Raw genomic sequence first — 17,538 nt, forward strand, 5'->3', positions numbered from 1 at the left:
TCCGTTATCAAAAGGATTGCGGGAATGCGGTCGTTCTTATCAAGCGTTCAAGCGTCTCGCGGTTCGTTCAGCGAGCCGTGTTGCGAGTGGTCCTGCGAGTGATGCTGCAAACCGTGCTGCAATGCGATTGGCGATTTCACTCTGCCCGCGGCGTCGCGCGGATTCTGGCGACGCTCGCCGTGACGTCCTGCCATGCCGGCTTGCCGCCGGCAAATTGCTGACGCAGGTATGACACGAGCTCGGCGACCTGGGCATCATTGAAACTGTCCCGGTAAGCCGGCATCGTACCGAGTTCGGGGCGCGCAGGCGAGCCGATACCATCGAGAATCACGCGAATCAGATTATCAGGCGTCGTGCTGTGCAGATTCGTGTTAAGCGCCAGTGACGGATGCGCACCGAACAATTGCGGCCCGCTGCCAGTGTGATGGCAGGCAGCACACGCGCCGTCGAAGAGACGTGCACCGAGGCCTGTTGTCGTAGTCGTAATGGTGCTGGCCTGCTCGTATTGACGCGCCATCGCCGCAGGATCCGCGTTGGGTTCCTGGGGATTCAAAGACGCCAGATACGTGGCCATCGCGCGAATGTCGCTGTCGGGCAGCGCCGCCAGATCGCTGACGACGGGCGCCATTGGCCCGGCCGCGACACCATGCAGCGGCGCGTGACCGTAGCGCAAATAGCTGAACAATTCGTCTTCGCTCCAGGGCACGGGTGCGTTGGAAAGCGTCGACAACGCGGGCGCCTCCCACCCTTCCGCCATACCGCCGCCCATGAATGCGGTACCGGTTTTCTCGGCGCCGAATGCATTGCGCGGGGTATGGCATGCGCTGCAATGGCCGAGGCCGTTCACGAGATACGCCCCCCGATTCCATTGCTCACTTTGCGTCGCGCTGGCGGTGAACGTATTGCGTCCGAGGAAGAGCCCGTTCCATGCGGCCATCAACGGACGCACGCTGAACGGATAGGCCAGCTTCGTTTCCGGCGGCCTGGAACGCACCGGTGTTTGCGCCATCAGGTACGCGTAGAGCGCTTTCAGATCGTCGTCGGACGTGTTCCTGAACGACGTGTAGGGAAACACAGGATACAGACGATGCCCGTCGCGGCTAATACCCTGGCGCATCGCCCGCACGAATGCTTCGAGCGACCATGTGCCGATGCCCGTCTGTCCATCGGGCGTGATGTTGGTGCTGTAGACGGTGCCGAACGGCGTATCGAGCGGTTTGCCGCCCGCATTCGGTACGCCGTTTTGCGCGGTATGGCAAACCGCGCAATTGCCCAGCGACGCCAGCAGTTTGCCGCGCGCCACCAGATCGGGCGCGAACGCGCTCGCAAGCGGTGGCGTGATCGGTGCAATGGCTTGTGGCGTCAAAGCCAACGCGCCTAGCCAGCCGGCCGCACCCGCGGCGAAAACGCCGAGAAAGCCGAGCCGCCAGCGCCTCTTTTTGCGCGCCGCCGCTTCTTCCGCTTGCGCATCGGCGAGCGCGGCGCGAATCGTCTCCGGCGTGAACGGCGGCCTGCGAAAACGCACACCTGTCGCGTCATACAGCGCGTTGGCAATCGCCGCGGCGCCAGGCAGCGACGCCGATTCGCCAGTGCCCATCGGTGGCTCGCCGTGACGCGGCATCATCACTACTTCGATCACCGGCACTTCACGGAACGTCAGGATCGGATACGCGCCCCACTCCTGACTCGTGACCGCGTTCTCGCCGAACGTCACGCGCTCTTTCAGAGCACGGCTGGTCGCCTGAATCACATTGCCGTGAATTTGATGACGTACGCCGTCAGGATTCACCATCGTGCCGGTGTCCTGGCCGACCACCACGCGCGTCACGGCAAGCTCGCCACTTCTGCGGTTGACCTCGACGTCGGCCACCCACGCGGACCATGCGGCGCCGAAGCCGGGAAATTTGCTGTGCACGTAACGGGCGTAGGCGAAGCCTCTTCCGCGCAGAATATCGCCCTCATCCTCAGCATCCTTCAATGCAATATTGCGAGGCTCCCAGCCCGCTTTCTCAGCCACTGCCTTGACGAGATCGATCGCACGCGGGTCAGTGAGATGCTTCAGCCGAAACTCAATGGGATCGACGCCCGCTTCCGCCGCGAGTTCGTCGATGAAGGACTCGTGCGCGAAGGTGTTCGGCAACGCCGACACGCCCCGTAACCACGATGCGCGCACGATCGGCGGCGTGTCGTCGCAGACAATGCGCATGGTCCGGTAGTCGTACGGCGGTACGGACGTGCGGTCGCCCATTTCGAATACTTGCGGCTGCGCAGAGATGGTGTCGGTGAGCAGCAGCGCTAACGTGGGGGCGTCGTTCGATGGATAGCGCGTTGTGAAATCGTACGCCGCGAGCTCGCCCTCCACGCCTAAAGCGCCTCGCACATCCATCAATTGCGCGGCGCCCTTGGGCTCCCATGCATGCTCGTCTTCGCGCGATAGTTGCACGCGCACTGGACTGCCGGTTGCGCGCGATAGCAGTGCAGCGTCGGCGGCGACATCGTCCGCGCAATTGCGGCCATAGCACCCCGCCGCCTCCATACGCACGATTTCGATGTGTGCTTCATCCAGTGCCATCAGCAAGGCGAGATCGGCACGCAACGAATGCGGATTCTGCGTGCCCGACCAGACTTTCAGTTTCGCATCCCGGTAGTCGGCCACTGCGCACGACGGCCCGATCGACGCATGCATCTGAAACGGCCATACGTAGGTGCGTTCCAGCGTTCGAGCAGGGTCTTGCGCGAGTGCGGCGTCGATATCGCCCTCGATCACCAGATCGCGTCGTTTGGCCGGATTGGCTCTTAGCGCGGCTTCCACCTCCTCGCTGGTCTCGAGCGGCGGCAAACCCTCCACGGCTTTCCACTGCACATTCAAGCGCTTCACCGCCTGCTGTGCGATCTCTTCGCGCTCAGCCACGATGCCGACGAAATCGCGAATCACCACCACCTTGACGATGCCGGGCAAATCGCTGATCGAAGCTTCATCGACATGCAGCAGACTGTTGCCCATGAAGTCGCCCTGCGCCACACCGGCATACGGTGGACGGACGACGCGCCCGTGCAGCATGCCCGGCACACGTACGTCATGCACAAAGCTCAATTCCGCGGTTGCTTTGCCCGGGATATCGACGCGCGGCGCGCTCCTGCCGACAATCCTGTATGCGTCTGGCGATTTCAAAGGAGCATCGGTGGAGAGCGTCAATTCGATGCGCCGCCCGGTGATCAATTCACCGTAGCTAATGCTTTTTTCCGTCCCGCCGTCTCGCGCAAAAACCACGCCGTCTCGCACATCGAGTTGCCCTGCGCTTACGTTCAATCGCACCGCCGCTTCCGCCAGCAGAAATTGGCGCGCTTGCGCCGCTGCATGCCGTAACGGCACTGCCGATATCTGAATCGTTGCGCTTGCAATCGTCGGCCCTTGATTCGGCGCTTCACTGGTGTGGCCGAGCACGACCGACACGCGCGTCAACGGCACATCCAGTTCCTCCGCGACGATCTGCGCGAGCGCCGTGCCGATGCCGGTTCCGAGATCGACGTGACCGTTGAACGCCACCACCCCACCGTCGTCGCGCACCACGAGAAACATGTCCGCCTCGGTCGGCACAAACGACGAGCGCGATCCCGGCTGACCGATCGCCGGCGTCACCGGCGCTTGCGGCGGCCGCGTGATGATGAGCACATTCTGCGCGTCATAGAGCTGCTGCCGCGACTGCGGCGCGGAACGTCGATCGACGCTGAAATCCGGCCCCGTCATACGCGCACTCCTGGGTGCAAGGATGTTTGCGCGGCAAGCAATTCAGCCGCGCGCTGCACCGCCCGCACGATCTCGACATGCGTGCCGCAACGGCAGAGATTGCGCGACAACTCCCGCCGAATCGTCTCGACACTCGGATGCGGATCGCGATCGAGCAACGCTTTGGCGGTCATGATCATGCCATTCAGGCAATAGCCGCACTGCGCGGCCTGTTCTTCGATAAAGGCTTGCTGCACGGGATGCAGCGCGTTACGCGTGCCCAGTCCTTCGAGCGTGGTGATCTCACGCCCCAATGCAACCTGCGCGGTCGTGACGCACGAACGTGTCGGCATGCCGTCGAGCAACACCGTACATGCGCCGCATTCGCCGAGGCCACAGCCGAATTTCGGACCGTTCAACGCCAGGTCGTTACGCAACAGATAGAGCAGCGGCGTGTCGGAGGCGGCGATGACACGATGCGTCGCACCGTTGACGTGCAGCGTCAGTGGCGCCGGGCGGTTCATAACAATACCGGCCACGCCGCGCAGCGCGCGCTCAAAGCACCACCGGCACTTCGGTCGCCGGTGGTGTATTGCGGCTGCGCCGGCAGCGGATCAACCCGTCGATCATCACCATGCCGACGCCGGGAATATCGCCGAGCTGCACGCTTTCCAGCAGCGTATCGGCGGCCGTGTGCTGTGCGCGGTCCATGAACACGAGGTCGGCGGGACGGCCCACTTCGATCAAACCCTGGCGCAAATTGCGTTGCCGCGCGGTGTTGCCGGTCGCAAAGCAGAAGGCGATTTCAGCAGGGATGTCGGCGAGGCTGGAGATCAGCGCGATCATCCGTAGAATGCCGAGCGGCTGCACGCCGGAACCCGCCGGGCTATCGGTGCCGAGAATGATTCGATGCGGACACTTCAATTCGATCGCATGACGTGCGGTGAGCAGCGCGATCCGTTCGTTGCCGTTGTGAACGATCTCCAGCGCGCGGCTCGATTGCTCGCACAGATCGCATACGTGCCGATAGGAAAGTGACGTATGGCCGCCATTGATGTGACCGATCACGTCCGCGTCGGCGGCGAGCACCACGTCTCTATCGATCAGACCCGAACCCGGAATCGATGGGCCGCCCGTGTGAATCGTGCTTTGAATGCCGTACTTGCGTGCCCACGCGACCATCTGCGCGGCTTCCTCGCCGCCCTTCACACTGCCGAGACCGACTTCGCCGAGCAGCTTCACGCCGGCTTCCGAGAGCTCCTTGAAGTCCTCCTCGACCATGCCCTTCTCGATCACCGGCGCACCCGCCATGACTTTTACGCCGCCACCGACACCCGCCCCGCGCATGCCTTCAAACGAGCGTTGCGCGGTAATGGCAAGCGCCTTCACGCCGACTACGTCTTTCGGGCGGCCGGGCAAATGCACTTCGCCGGCGGAAATCATCGTCGTCACACCGCCATTCAGATTCGATTCGATCCAGCCCATCTGATTCTGGCGCGGCGTCCAGTCACCGAACACCGGATGCACGTGAGAGTCGATGAGACCTGGGGCCACTGCCGTGCCTTTGCAATCGACCATAGTCCGCGCGCCTTCGAGGTCGCAATCCTTCTCCTTGCCGATCGCGACGATCACGCCGTCGTCGATCACCAGCGTATTCGCATCGAGAATCGGCTGATCGATATCGCCGGATAACAGCAGACCGATGTTCGTTACCACGACCTTGCCCGACAAGCCTGTCAACGTCTCTGCTGCCATCTGCTTCTCCTTTCGCAACGACTACCTGACGCCGCATGCGTGCACACGCTGCACGCTTCATGCATCGATGGAATCACACGCTCAGATAAGCGCGCCTCACTGTTTCGTTCTTTGCGAGTTCGCCGATCGTGCCGCTAAAGCGGATCTGTCCTTTTTCGAGGACGTAAGCGCGGTCGCTGACCAGCTCGGCGAAATGCAAGTTCTGTTCAGACAACAGAATCGAGAGCCCTTCGCGCTTGAGTTCGAGAATCATGTTGGCCATCTGTTCGACGATCACGGGCGCGACGCCCTCTGAAGGTTCGTCGAGCAGCACCAGATACGGGTTGCCCATCAGCGTGCGTGAGACCGTGAGCATCTGCTGCTCGCCGCCGCTCATCTGGCCGCCGGGACGTTTCGGCATTTCGCCGAGATTGGGGAACAGGCGGAACAGCTTTTCCGGCGTCCATTGCGGCGCGCCTTCGCGTGGCGGTTGGCGGCCTGTATCGAGGTTTTCCATCACCGTCAGATCCGAGAACACGCGCCGGTCTTCGGGGACGAAACCCATCCCCATGCGAGCGATCCGATAGGGCTGCAAGGTCGTGATGTTCTGCCCGCGAAACCGCACCTCCCCTTGACGACGCGGCAGTAAGCCCATCACCGCTTTCATCGTCGTCGATTTGCCGGCGCCGTTACGGCCCATCAGGGCGACGACTTCGCCGCGGCCGACTTCGAGACCGACGTCGAACAGAATGTGCGCGCGGCCATAGAACGCGTTGAGGCCGGAGACTTTCAGCATCGGCTCGCTCATTGCAGCGCTCCTTGTCCTTGAGGACCGCCTGCCGCTTCATGCAGCGGCGCGCGTGGCTGGAAGGTCTTGCCGGTGCCGAAATAGACTTCTTGCACGCGTGCGTCGTTGCGGATCGTTTCGGCGTCGCCCTCGGCGATCAGCTTGCCACGCGCGAGGACGATCAGGCGATCGGCGTACGCGAATACGACGTCCATGCTGTGCTCGGTAAACAGCACACCGATCTTGTGCTCGGTGACCAGACGCTTGGTCAGCGCCATCAGCTCATTGCGCTCCTTCGGCGCCATACCGGCAGTGGGCTCGTCCATCAGCAACAGCTTCGGGCGGTTCGCCAGTGCGATAGCGAGCTCAACACGCTTGACGTCGCCGTAGGCGAGCACGCCGCAAGCGCGGTTTGCGTCGGCGCCCATGCCGACCTGCTCGAGCAGCGTCATGGCTTCATCAGCATAGCGTGAGCCTGCGGGCTTCCACAGACCGAAGGTCTTGCGTTCACGCGAGACCAGGGCCATCTGCACGTTTTCGAGCACGGTCATCGAATTGAAGGTCGCGGCAATCTGAAACGTGCGCCCGACGCCCAGACGCCAGATATCGCGTGGCCGCTTGCCGACCAGTTCATGATCGTCGAGACGGATCGAACCGGACGACGGCTGCAGTTGCCCGTTGACCATATTGAAGCAGGTCGACTTGCCCGCGCCATTCGGACCCAGCAGCGCCAGCAGTTGACCAGCTTCGAGATCGAAGGAGACATCGTCGACCGCTTTCAGGCCGCCGAACGATTTGGAGAGGCTGGAGACGCGCAGCAAGCTCATAGCCCCTCCTTGATCGCGGTACCTTGTGATGGCGATGAGGCGCGCTCTTCAGCCTTATCCACCGTATCGTCGCCGAAACGCTCGCGAATGAAACCGACGATGCCCTGCGGAAACGCAATCACCAGCAGCAGGATGGTGAAACCCAGCAACGCCTGCCAATAGTCGGTTTGCCGCGCGACGGTGTCCTGCAGCCAGGTGAACACGGCTGCGCCGACGATCGGACCAGTCAACGTCTGCAAGCCGCCGAGCAACACCATCACGAGGCCATCCACCGATCGGCTCACGCTGATCACCTCCGGTGAAATCGTCCCTTTGGAGAAGGCATAAAGCGATCCGGCGAGCCCGCAAAACAGCGACGCGACGACGAACGCTGCCCATTGCACGCGTTTCACGTCGATACCGATCGCCTCGGCGCGCAGCACCGAATCGCGCGACGCCCGCATCGCATAGCCAAGCGGTGAGAACAGCATCTTGCGCAACAGCCACACACCAATCACCGCGCAGGCGAGCGTCAGATAATAAAAAGCCACCGGCGACGACAGCCAGTTCGACGGCCACAAGCCGAGAATGCCGTTACTGCCGCCCGTCACGTCGTCCCACTGGAACACGATCGACCAGACGATCTGCGCAAACGCGAGCGTCAGCATCGCGAGGTACACGCCTGAGAGACGCACGCAAAACCAGCCGAACACCAGCGCGCCCGCCACCGCGAGCAAGGGGCCGAGCAGCAACGCGGCTTCCATCGGTAGATTGAGGACTTTGAGGAACAGCGCGGCACCATATGCGCCCAGACCGAAGTACGCGGCGTGGCCGAACGAGTGCATGCCGCCAGGGCCCATGATGAAATGCAGACTTGTCGCAAACAATACGGCGATCAGGATTTCAACCAGCAGCACCGGCATATAGGGAAACGCATTGGCCGCAAGCGGCGCAAGCACCAGCACCAACAAAGCGACCGCCGCCAACCACTTCAGGCGCTTGCCCGCGGGCCTCAATGGCGCTTCAGGCGCGGCCATGCCGCGCACCGCGGCACTCGCCTTCCCTAGCAAGCCCCAAGGCCGCACCACCAGCACCACCGCCATCACGACGAATTCTGCAACGAGCGTAAAGCGGCTCAACGACAGATCGATACCGAACACCGACACATGCCCGATGCCGATGCACAGCGCCTTGATCTCCGCGATCAGCAACGCCGCGACGAACGCACCCGGAATCGACCCCATGCCGCCGACCACGACGACGACGAACGCATTGCCGATGGTCTCCAGATCCAGCGACAGATTCGCCGACATCCGCGGCCCTTGCAGCGCGCCGCCCAAGCCGGCGAGAAACGCGCCGACGAAGAACACGCCGGTGAACAGCCACGCCTGATTGATGCCGAGCGCGCCGAGCATCTCGCGATCCTGCGTCGCGGCGCGCACCAGCGTACCCCAACGTGTACGCGTCAACGCATACCAGAGCAGCAGCAACACCACCGGGCCGATCACGATCAGCGCGATATCGTAGGTCGGCAGCGGATGGCCGAGAAAATCGACTGCGCCTGCCAGATGCGGCGCACGGGGTCCAAAGAGGTCTTCCGGGCCCCACAGCCACAGCGCGGCGTCGCGAAAGATCAGCACCAGCGCGAAGGTCGCCAGTAGGTGAAACAACTCGGGTGCCTGGTAGATGCGCCGTAACACGATCATTTCGACCAGCGCGCCGAGCACCGCGACGACCAACGCGGCCGCCAGCACCGACAGCCAGAACCCACCCGTCGTATGGCCGAAACGACTCGCGATGCTATACGCGACATAGATGCCGAACATATAGAACGAGCCGTGCGCGAAGTTGACGATGCGCGTCACGCCGAAGATCAGCGACAAACCGGCGGCGACTAGAAACAGCGTCGACGCGTCGGCGAGTCCGTTGACCAGCTGTACCAGCAAATTCGAAAGCATCGCGACCCTTAAAATAACTCAGCGCAAACCGTCTTCGCCCTTAATCTCGCTTACCTGTAAGCCGCCGATGCGCGGCAGCGGCCGCCCCGAGGCCGTCACTGCGACCGCTACGACGATTTCATTCGCGCGCGGTGCGTCCGACACCCGCGCCTCGATCGCGTCGAAATGACTGCGCACGAAGGCGGCGTCCTTGTGACCCAGCGGCACATCGATCGCGGTGCCAAGCGTACCCATTTTCTTCGCCGACGGCACCAGCGCCGCGCCCTTTTCAACCGCGACCCGCAGCGGGGCACCGAGCTTGGGATGCAGGATTGCGGCAGCATGTTCGAGTTCGCCCGCTTCGCCGACGATCGCCGCCTTGCCGTAGCTTTGTGCTTCGCCCGGTTTAATGCCCAACGCTTCGACGCACTTGTTGCCGAGCAATGCACCCAGTTCCTCGCCGGCTTCGATCAGTGCGTCCAGCTTGGCCTCGTAGCGGCCGGCATAGGGATTATCGATCACTGCAATCGCGACTGCACGGCGAGCCGGCGGTTCGATCGCCTGCCCCATTTCAATGCGTGTTTCATCGACCTGCACGACCAGCTTGCGAAGCTTGATTGCCATTTCGATCTCCGGGTTTCGATGCGTGTTCTGCCTGACTGCTTCAGATTGTTGCTTGAGCACAGTGCTTCTGTTCAATGATTCAGCGAATGACGTGGTTCAGCGCCGTTCAGCGCAAGCCGTCCTTGCCCACAATCGCCTCCTTCGCCAGCCCGCCGACGCGCGCATGCACACGCTGGCCCGTGCTCATCACAAGGATATATACCAGTTCATCTGCGGCCGGCGCGCCGGGCACGCGCACTTCGATCGCATCGAAATGACTGCGCACGTAGCTCGCATTGACATGTGTCAGCGGCACATCGAGCGCGGTGGAAGGCGCGCCGACTTTCTTGGTCGACGGCACGATGGCGTTGGTCGGCACACCGTTTTTCTCCAGCAATTCGCGCATGGCATAGCCGCCGGGGACGTGCCACAACGCGCCATGCTCGAGTTCGCCACGCGAGCCGACGATTGCGCCCTTGCCGTAGCTTTCAATCGACGCGTGCGGTACCGCCATCGCTGCCAGCAGCCGTTGCGCCATGTCGAAGCCGATCGGCTTGAGCGCTTCCATGGCGTGTTCGATTCTGGCTTCGTAGCGGCCGGCGAACGGATTCGTCATCACCGCGGCAATCGCGCCGCGCCGTAGCGGATGCGCGGGCGCGGGGCCGAACTCGTGGAAAATGTCTTCGACGTGCGTCAGCACGCGGCGTATTTCGAACACGGAGCCTCCGTAGTTATTTCAGCGCGATTCCTGAACAACGCGCCATTCTGATGAGTAGCGGCGGCCACCCGCACGCGCCCTTGCAGGAATAACGCGGCGCCTTCGATCAAGCCTTGTTCCTGTAAGCGTTGCGCGGCATCGACACCACGCGCCAGCGCGAAATCGATCAGCGGTTGAGGCAAGGACGGCACGTCGACGGTGACAAGCATGTCGCCGAGATCGCTATCATCCTTCAACGACGAGGCCGGCTTGCGCACGATGCCCGCATGCTCGAGATTGACGGCGTTGGCAATCACCGTCGCGGCGGCATCGGCGGTGGCAGCGTTGCGGGCGAGTACCGTCACGCTGTCGGCGATCCCGAGGCTGAAGCTGCGCCCACGCCAGCCGCTTGTCGCGACGCCGCGAATCGGCATGGCAGCGTCGAGCGTCAGGTTCGCGTCTAACGCTGGATCGCCTGACAGCGTCGCGCCAGAGAATGCCGCCAGGTCGGCGAACACGCCCACGCGGTACTGCTGTCCTTCGGTCAAGTAAAGTGCGATGTCGCCGCCGTTGTTGATGAAGGCGCGCGAGATCCCTTCACGGGCGAATGCCGTGATCAATTCGTCGGCGACGCTGCCTGCAACGGCCGCCATCGGCGTGATGTAGCGCGCGCGGTGAGGATGACATGCGCTCCACATGCGACGTGCAACGGGGCCCTGCAGCGCGCAGTCGCTATGAGCGGCGTTGCTCGGTACAGGTCGCCGAAGCAGTTTCAACTCGTCGACCAACTCAGGCAACACGTCGGCGAAACGCGCCCAGCACGCATCGTAAGCGGCCTGCACTGCCGATGCTTCACCGTCCGCGCTGAGGATCAGATCGATGGGCCCATGCTGCCAATGCCAGCGGGCCGCGTCGAGCTGGGTGCGGGTTGCGTTCATTGTGTTCGTCGCGTTCGTGGTGTCGGTCACGTTGTCGCCGCTAGCCGAGCATCGGCGGCATGGCGGGCGGCCACGGATTGTCGGGATTACGCGCCAGAGTCCTGCGCGCGAGCGGTGCCCCTTCCGTATGCTCCGGCCCGTTCGCCAGTACGCTTTCCAGTGAACGCACCGCGTCGAGATGGCCACCGAGATCGCGATACGCGTCATACGTCATGGTGAATTCGATCGGCGCGACGATCGCGGGCGTTGGCACAGTGCCGAACGATCGATCGGGCATGCGCGAGACATCGACCATCACGGTGATGCCGCCGCCCGGCCACACATAGGCCGGCGCTCCGCCGCACGTTACGTTCACCAGTTTCTGTTTGATCGCGCGCGTCAACAGGACCGGGTTTTCCGTTGCCCCCGCTCGCAGGCTGCCACCCGCTCCGCCAAGAAACAGCACGGTCGCAAGCGACGGCTCGCAGTTTTCGCCGATTCGTTCGACCGTCCGGCGCACAGCATCCGGCATGGCTGCGATGCGCGGCACGAGGTCCTGATCGAGTTCATACCACTGCGCATGTTCGCCGGTGGTCGACACCATCAGCAAGCGCATGCCTGGTTTCGCCACGGCGGGATCGAAACCTTCGACAATCGCCAGAGGATCATGAATGTCGGTGCCGCCCCAACCGGTACCGGGATTCGCCACCTGAAAATAACGGCCCGGGGTCGATTTACGTCCGCGAATCTTCACGCCTGAGCGCGTCATGCCGAGGCAACGGCCCGCCTGGTGTTCCGTGAGTACACCGGTGATGTGATCGTCGACCACCACCACTTCGTCCGCGTGACCGAACCATTGTTTCGCAAAGATGCCGATGGTGGCCGACCCGCAGCCCACCCGCATACGCTGTTCTTCGACGCCGTCGACAATCGGCGCCGCACCCGCGCGAATCACCAGGCTCGCACCGCCGTCGATGCTCAACGCCACTGCTTCCTTGTTGCCGAGCGCGAGCATCATGTCGCACGTCACGCGGCCCTCTTTTTTGCTGCCGCCGGTCAGATGATGCACACCACCGAGGCTCAGCATCTGCGAGCCATACTCCGCCGTGGTCACATGGCCGACGATCTCGCCATGACAACGCACGTTCGATTGCTCCGGCCCGAGAAAGCGGTCGGTATCGATCTTCACCTTGAAACTGCAGTAGCTGAAAATGCCCTCGGTGACGACGGTGATCATGTCGACGTCGTCGAGCTTTGAGGAAACGATGAAAGGCGCGGGTTTGTAGTCCGGATAAGTGGACGATGCACCGATGCCGGTGACGAACAGCGCCTGTTCCGCGGCAGGATCGTGTACCTCGGACGATGCACCAAATTCGACCGTGGCATCGGCGCTGCTTGTGATCGCGCCAGGCGAACCCGCCGTGCGCGAGAGAAACACCACGGGGTCGACACGAATCAGCCGCCCATCCGCATTCGCATAACGATCGCACGCACCCGTGCGGCCTTCCGATATCTGGCACAACACCGGACACGCATTGCATTCGATCTTGTTCGATGCCATCCGCTCGCTGCGGGGCACCGCTTTCTCGAGCACGGTCGGACCCGGCGTCGAGGCGGTTTCGCCGTCGACGCTCTCCGCACCGAAATCGACCTTCGTATGTTCTGTCATGGTGGGGTTCCCATACGACGACATTACAATCTGTCCTGCCCGGCTGACGAATCGTCCTTGTTTTAAGGGACTTTCGTGTGACCCGCGATTTTCCATGTTGCGGTCACTCACCGTTCGTGTAGTATCCGCTACACCAAACTTGCTTGAAATCTACTCGATCAAAATAGACTGCGCAATGAGTTTCCCGGCGGACACCTGAATGCTGCGGCGCGGCAACGCCGCGTGAATCACGCTTCAATCTACGCCGAAGCACGTGATCGTGCAGAGCATTTCGTCGCGCGCAATATGGGCTGTATGATGAGGGCGCGCCGTGCTGAAGCGCACCTAAGCGTGCCTTGGCGGCTACGACGCATGCCGTTCAACCTGACGCTAACAAAGAGATCCGAGACCGCCATGAGTCCCACTGCCGCCCGCAAGCCGGGCGCTATCGGCATCCGAGCGAAACAGGCGCAGGACACGCGCGCCAAGATTCTCAAAGCGGCAATCAAGGTCTTTGCAAAGCAAGGCTATGCAAGCGGACGGGTCGAAAGCATTTCGAAGGCCGCGCGTTCGCACGACCGGATGATCTATTACTACTTCGGCAGCAAGGAACAGTTGTTTGTCGAAGTCCTGGAGACGATCTACACGCAGTTCAACGAGGCCGAAAGCAAGCTCGATCTCGATCTGGACGATCCCGTGCATGGCCTCGAACAGATGGTCGAATTCGTCTGGCAGTACTACCTGGATCACCCCGAGTTCGTCACGCTGCTGTCGAGCGAGAATCTGCACCAGGGCAAGCACGCGAAGAAATCTTTAAAGCTGAAGGAGATTTCGGGCTATGCGATTTCGGTCGTGCAACAGTTACTTGACGCCGGCAAGGCGAAAAACGTCTTCCGCACCGACGTCAAAGCGCGTGATGTGTACCTGATGATCGCGTCGCTCGGTTATTTCTATAACGCCAATCAGTACACATTGGGCGCGTTTCTTGGTGAATCCCTGATGGACAAGGCCGCCCTCGTGCATTGGCGCGAGGTCATCAAGGATACGGTGTTGCGCGCGGTACGCTTGCGGCTGCCGGCTGAAACGGCTGTGATGAATGAGAGCAGGATTGCCTGAAGCGCGTGTCGGGCGATTCAGGAGCACGCTGGAAATCGCATCATGACCAAATCGGCCGCGTCCTCTCCTATCCCGCAAGCCCGCGACACCAGCATAGGCTTCAAGGTTCCACGTGCAGCGAATGAAGCCGCCAAGGTGAGCAAGCAGCACATCGCAGATTCACCAACATCGCCGCTCTTGCGTGAACCATTCAATCGTACATACCGCCCGGGAAGGTCCGGCAAAAGGACTATGCAGACTTGACGAGCGCGCTCATTGATTGAGATGATCTCTACAGGGATCGCGCAGTTTCGGAGGATGTAGCGCTTTCTCTCATCGCAACCGACACTCTGTACATTCTCGCCCCCGATGTGTGGGATGACATTCTGCGACGCGGCAACGCCGAGCGGAAAGCATTGACTGTGAAATGCGCCACCGCACGCAAGCGGTGACGTCGCAGCACTGACCACCACTGGCGGCCACCACGCCGCAGCAATTTTTTACTAAGCTACTATTTGCCCGAGTCGCCCTCGGGAAGACCTGTCCAAGGTGACTCTAACATTCCCTTGCGACCGTCTATCAGGGCGTTTATCAGGCGGTCTAACGATAACTTGTAGACCATAGTGCCGTCCGGGGTCGGTCCGAATAATTCAACTTCAAGATTATCCAGTCCTTTCTCGCGATTGATGACAACAATCGGATTTCTGTCTAGCAATACTTCCAATGTCACAAAGTTGTATTCGTCAGGTGCCGATGACCAAACGGTCTCCACTCGTTCGACTATCTTAGTTTTCATAGCGCATCCTTGATTAGGCATCGTCGATTGGCGCTCCCGGTTTAGGTGTATGCATCAACTGATCAATTTTGATCAAAGCCTGAATCAATTCGCTGAGACGAACTTTGCGAGCCATCGAGCCGTCCGGTTCGGGTCCACCTAACTCGGCCACAAGATTCTCCACCCTATTTTCCTGATTGACACGGACAACAGGATAACCGTCCAGCAGAACTTCGAGGGTCAACTCCTCATATTCGTCCATAGCAGACGACCAGACAATTTCAAGTTTGCTCATCTCAAATCCAGCGTAAGGAGGGTCGCTTGACGAGCGAGGTGATGCAATTTGACGATTCGATCCATCAGTTCGAGGAAGTCCTGATCATCGGTGAAGCTCCATGCCGTCGCGGCCACTATGCCGCAAAAATGAAAAGGCGCAATTTCTCGCACCTTCCACTTTCATCCCTCCCGTCGCGTTACCAGTCCTCTCCGCTGGCTAGAACTTCCGCATGATAGGCGCGTGCGCGCCTCGAAATCTCGTCCCACTGTTCGACAGTCAAGGACAGGTCCTTGCCGTGCTCATAGACAGTAAGGACCAGACTGTTGTCCTTTTCCACCGCAAGCTCCATGAAGGGGTTAAATTTCGTAGGATCGTATGCCTCGCCATCCTCCAGCATAGAGACAGTGATGTACGCGTGCGGAGCGTTGACGTCGCTGAAAAACTCAAAAGAGAGTTGAGTCATTATTTTCCTCTGAATCCGACAAAATCACCGTTTGGACTGAAGTGTGCACCGGGGCCTGAAGGCGGGGTATAAGAGACCCATCCATCCTTGTAGCGCCCCGTCCCTCCACCAGTGGTTCGCACACCATTATCCAATGCATTTTTCACCGCGTCGGATGCCAATTGGTTTAGCTGGTCCGTGGTCCGATAGGTCTGACGCAAATCTTCGGCTGACCGGAACCCGAAATATTCCTGGTGCTTGGTGGCCGCTCTGCCAGCCGCAGACATAGGTTGCCCGTCCCTAAACGGCTTGTTCGCTGCCGCCAGCAGTTCATCTTTAGTGACCTGCGTAGGCTTGCACAGATTGGCGATCCCGCCAACCGCGCCGCGAATCGTGCCAGCGATACCGATAATACCGAACGGGTCGTCATTGTCCGACGACATCGCCCAACCCCAGCTCAGTGCGGGATTGAACATGCATTCGATGCAGATCGGAATGAGCCCCGGCTCCGACGATGCCCGAAGCAGTGAGCGCGCCCATCCAAGCGTGCCCGGTGGCGGCCCAAGCGGATTGATACCCGCCTCGTAGTTATCGAGCCACTGGTCAATCTCGTCGCTGCTGATCGAGACCGGTGAGCCGCCGTTCGTTGCAACCGTGCCGCTACGGGATACCAGCTCACCATTTACCGCATCGCCATAGTTCACGGTGAGAGCGCGAGCAGCACGGTTGTTTGCCGGCGCGATTGCTCGGGCCTTTCTCTACCGCTGAAAAGCCGGACGCCTTTCAGCCATCAGGCTCCTGCTCAAGCATAGTTTTGCGTATGTCGATCAAAGCATCGATCAATTCATCTAAGGGTATTTTTCGCGCCATCTCTCCGTTCGACTCGGGGCCACCCAGTTCAGCCACGAGATTTTCGATGCCACTCTCCTGGTTCACCCTCACAACCGGATATCTATCGAGCAATATTTCCAGGGTCAGATTTTCATAATCAAGCATGGCCGAGGACCAGACTATTTCGAGTTTGCTCATAATTTCACCTTGGTTCTCGCGGATTCAGTACGCCACTAAATTGACCGCCGCTGTTGTATCTTGCTCCAGTTCCATCCGGCGCGCGAAAATCAATGCCGCCGCGCCCTAAGTCATCTCTAATTGTTGTGGGGTTACTCATAAGATCACGTAACCACTTTTCCGTTGCGGCGTTCTTCTCAGTGATATTTCCTTTGAGCGCTGGATAGTAGTCGGGATGACGACCAGAATGCTTATCCCATGCGCGTGTTAGATTCGAAAGACCGGTGCTGTTGTGCGGGCTGGTTGCATTAGCTATCAATTGCTCAACGGAAACCTGGGTCGGCTTGCACAGGTTAGCAATCCCATTGACCGCGCCGCGAATCGTGCCGGCGATGCCGATAATACCGAACGGGTCGTCGTTGTCCGACGACATCGCCCAACCCCAGCTCAGTGCGGGATTGAACATGCATTCGATGCAGATCGGAATGAGCCCCGGCTCCGACGATGCCCGAAGCAGTGAGCGCGCCCATCCGAGCGTGCCCGGTGGCGGCCCGACCGGATTGATACCCGCCTCGTAGTTATCGAGCCACTGGTCAATCTCGTCGCTGCTGATCGAGACCGGTGAGCCGCCGTTCGTTGCGACCGTGCCGCTACGGGAGACCAGTTCACCATTTACGACATAGCCATAGTTCACGGTGAGAACGCGTGCTACGCCACCATTTGCCGGCGCGGCCGTCTCGTCGTATCTGAATCGCGTGATGCGGCCGCGTGGGTCGTAGGTGATCCCGGCAGAAAAACCGTTGCTGGATTGACGCGTTACGCGGTGTGCCGCATCCCGTCCAACGTTTCCACGCAGCCACGGCGTCTTGAGGTTCTGTGCGGTCTCCAGATTGCCGGTGGTGTCGTAGAAGTAGACCCAGTCTTCGGTGAGCTGGTTATTGATGTAGACGCGCGCGCCGGTCACGCGATTCAGTGCGTCGTACTGGATACCGGTGGTTCGCTGCTGTTCACCGTCCCAAGAAGCATCGAAGGCGCTCGCGCCTGTCAGGTCGCTGGTCCTGCGTTCGCTGTACCCGGTAATGTTG

At 60.8% G+C, this 17,538-nt stretch carries 16 protein-coding genes and 1 pseudogene; 1 reads left to right on the forward strand and 16 read right to left on the reverse strand.

Annotated features, from left to right (window positions below; all coding sequences use genetic code 11):
• Nucleotides 1-136 precede the first annotated feature (136 nt).
• The 10 genes from KHO31_RS29080 to KHO31_RS29125 all read right to left on the reverse strand — a co-directional run bounded on the left by KHO31_RS29080 (nucleotide 137) and on the right by KHO31_RS29125 (nucleotide 12,877).
• Nucleotides 137-3,748: a molybdopterin cofactor-binding domain-containing protein gene (locus tag KHO31_RS29080; RefSeq protein WP_211620311.1), complete on the reverse strand. Its 3,612-nt coding sequence runs from the start codon at nucleotides 3,746-3,748 to the stop codon at nucleotides 137-139.
• Nucleotides 3,745-4,251 carry a (2Fe-2S)-binding protein gene (locus KHO31_RS29085; RefSeq protein ID WP_201077514.1) on the reverse strand — a complete coding sequence of 169 codons (507 nt, stop codon included), beginning with the start codon at nucleotides 4,249-4,251 and terminating at the stop codon, nucleotides 3,745-3,747. Before KHO31_RS29085 ends, KHO31_RS29080 begins: the two co-directional genes overlap by 4 nt.
• 31 nt (nucleotides 4,252-4,282) lie before the next feature.
• The gene (locus tag KHO31_RS29090; RefSeq protein ID WP_201084990.1) at nucleotides 4,283-5,482 is read right to left on the reverse strand and encodes an amidohydrolase family protein; all 1,200 of its coding nucleotides are present in this window, start codon (nucleotides 5,480-5,482) and stop codon (nucleotides 4,283-4,285) included.
• 73 nt (nucleotides 5,483-5,555) lie between these two features.
• Nucleotides 5,556-6,269 (reverse strand): ABC transporter ATP-binding protein, encoded by a 714-nt coding sequence (locus KHO31_RS29095; RefSeq protein ID WP_201077503.1) that lies wholly within the window; start codon nucleotides 6,267-6,269, stop codon nucleotides 5,556-5,558.
• Nucleotides 6,266-7,075 carry an ABC transporter ATP-binding protein gene (locus KHO31_RS29100; RefSeq protein ID WP_201077501.1) on the reverse strand — a complete coding sequence of 270 codons (810 nt, stop codon included), beginning with the start codon at nucleotides 7,073-7,075 and terminating at the stop codon, nucleotides 6,266-6,268. Before KHO31_RS29100 ends, KHO31_RS29095 begins: the two co-directional genes overlap by 4 nt.
• The gene (locus KHO31_RS29105) at nucleotides 7,072-9,012 is read right to left on the reverse strand and encodes an ABC transporter permease (protein WP_211624687.1); all 1,941 of its coding nucleotides are present in this window, start codon (nucleotides 9,010-9,012) and stop codon (nucleotides 7,072-7,074) included. Before KHO31_RS29105 ends, KHO31_RS29100 begins: the two co-directional genes overlap by 4 nt.
• An 18-nt stretch (nucleotides 9,013-9,030) precedes the next feature.
• Nucleotides 9,031-9,615, reverse strand: coding sequence for an amino acid synthesis family protein (locus KHO31_RS29110; RefSeq protein WP_201084987.1), 585 nt, complete (start codon nucleotides 9,613-9,615; stop codon nucleotides 9,031-9,033).
• A 106-nt stretch (nucleotides 9,616-9,721) separates the two neighbouring features.
• Complete coding sequence (locus KHO31_RS29115; RefSeq protein ID WP_201077494.1) at nucleotides 9,722-10,312, reverse strand: amino acid synthesis family protein; 591 nt, start codon at nucleotides 10,310-10,312, stop codon at nucleotides 9,722-9,724.
• Nucleotides 10,288-11,229 (reverse strand): UPF0280 family protein, encoded by a 942-nt coding sequence (locus tag KHO31_RS29120; protein WP_201085004.1) that lies wholly within the window; start codon nucleotides 11,227-11,229, stop codon nucleotides 10,288-10,290. The genes KHO31_RS29115 and KHO31_RS29120 overlap by 25 nt, the downstream gene beginning before the upstream one ends.
• 40 nt (nucleotides 11,230-11,269) lie before the next feature.
• A complete protein-coding gene (locus KHO31_RS29125) occupies nucleotides 11,270-12,877 on the reverse strand; it encodes a 6-hydroxynicotinate reductase (RefSeq protein ID WP_211624689.1) in 1,608 nt (535 codons plus the stop codon).
• 393 nt (nucleotides 12,878-13,270) lie between these two features.
• On the opposite strand from KHO31_RS29125, the gene KHO31_RS29130 reads away from it, so the two are divergent.
• Entirely contained in the window at nucleotides 13,271-13,972 is a 702-nt protein-coding gene (locus tag KHO31_RS29130) for a TetR family transcriptional regulator (RefSeq protein ID WP_201077490.1), read from the forward strand.
• Between the two features lie 490 nt (nucleotides 13,973-14,462).
• Here the strand turns inward: KHO31_RS29130 and KHO31_RS29135 are convergent, their stop codons facing one another.
• From KHO31_RS29135 to KHO31_RS29160, 6 genes and pseudogenes are all read right to left on the reverse strand, one after another.
• The gene (locus tag KHO31_RS29135) at nucleotides 14,463-14,747 is read right to left on the reverse strand and encodes a hypothetical protein (protein ID WP_211624691.1); all 285 of its coding nucleotides are present in this window, start codon (nucleotides 14,745-14,747) and stop codon (nucleotides 14,463-14,465) included.
• 13 nt (nucleotides 14,748-14,760) lie between these two features.
• Nucleotides 14,761-15,021 (reverse strand): hypothetical protein, encoded by a 261-nt coding sequence (locus tag KHO31_RS29140; protein WP_211624693.1) that lies wholly within the window; start codon nucleotides 15,019-15,021, stop codon nucleotides 14,761-14,763.
• Between the two features lie 178 nt (nucleotides 15,022-15,199).
• The gene (locus KHO31_RS29145; protein WP_211624695.1) at nucleotides 15,200-15,466 is read right to left on the reverse strand and encodes a hypothetical protein; all 267 of its coding nucleotides are present in this window, start codon (nucleotides 15,464-15,466) and stop codon (nucleotides 15,200-15,202) included.
• A complete protein-coding gene (locus tag KHO31_RS29150; protein WP_211624697.1) occupies nucleotides 15,466-16,149 on the reverse strand; it encodes a hypothetical protein in 684 nt (227 codons plus the stop codon). The genes KHO31_RS29145 and KHO31_RS29150 overlap by 1 nt, the downstream gene beginning before the upstream one ends.
• A gap of 79 nt (nucleotides 16,150-16,228) precedes the next feature.
• Complete coding sequence (locus KHO31_RS29155) at nucleotides 16,229-16,474, reverse strand: hypothetical protein (protein WP_211624699.1); 246 nt, start codon at nucleotides 16,472-16,474, stop codon at nucleotides 16,229-16,231.
• 4 nt (nucleotides 16,475-16,478) lie between these two features.
• Nucleotides 16,479-17,538, reverse strand: a pseudogene (locus KHO31_RS29160) (hypothetical protein); the annotation flags it as partial.

This window comes from Paraburkholderia domus, assembly GCF_905220705.1.
GTDB classification, from domain to species: Bacteria; Pseudomonadota; Gammaproteobacteria; order Burkholderiales; family Burkholderiaceae; genus Paraburkholderia; species Paraburkholderia domus.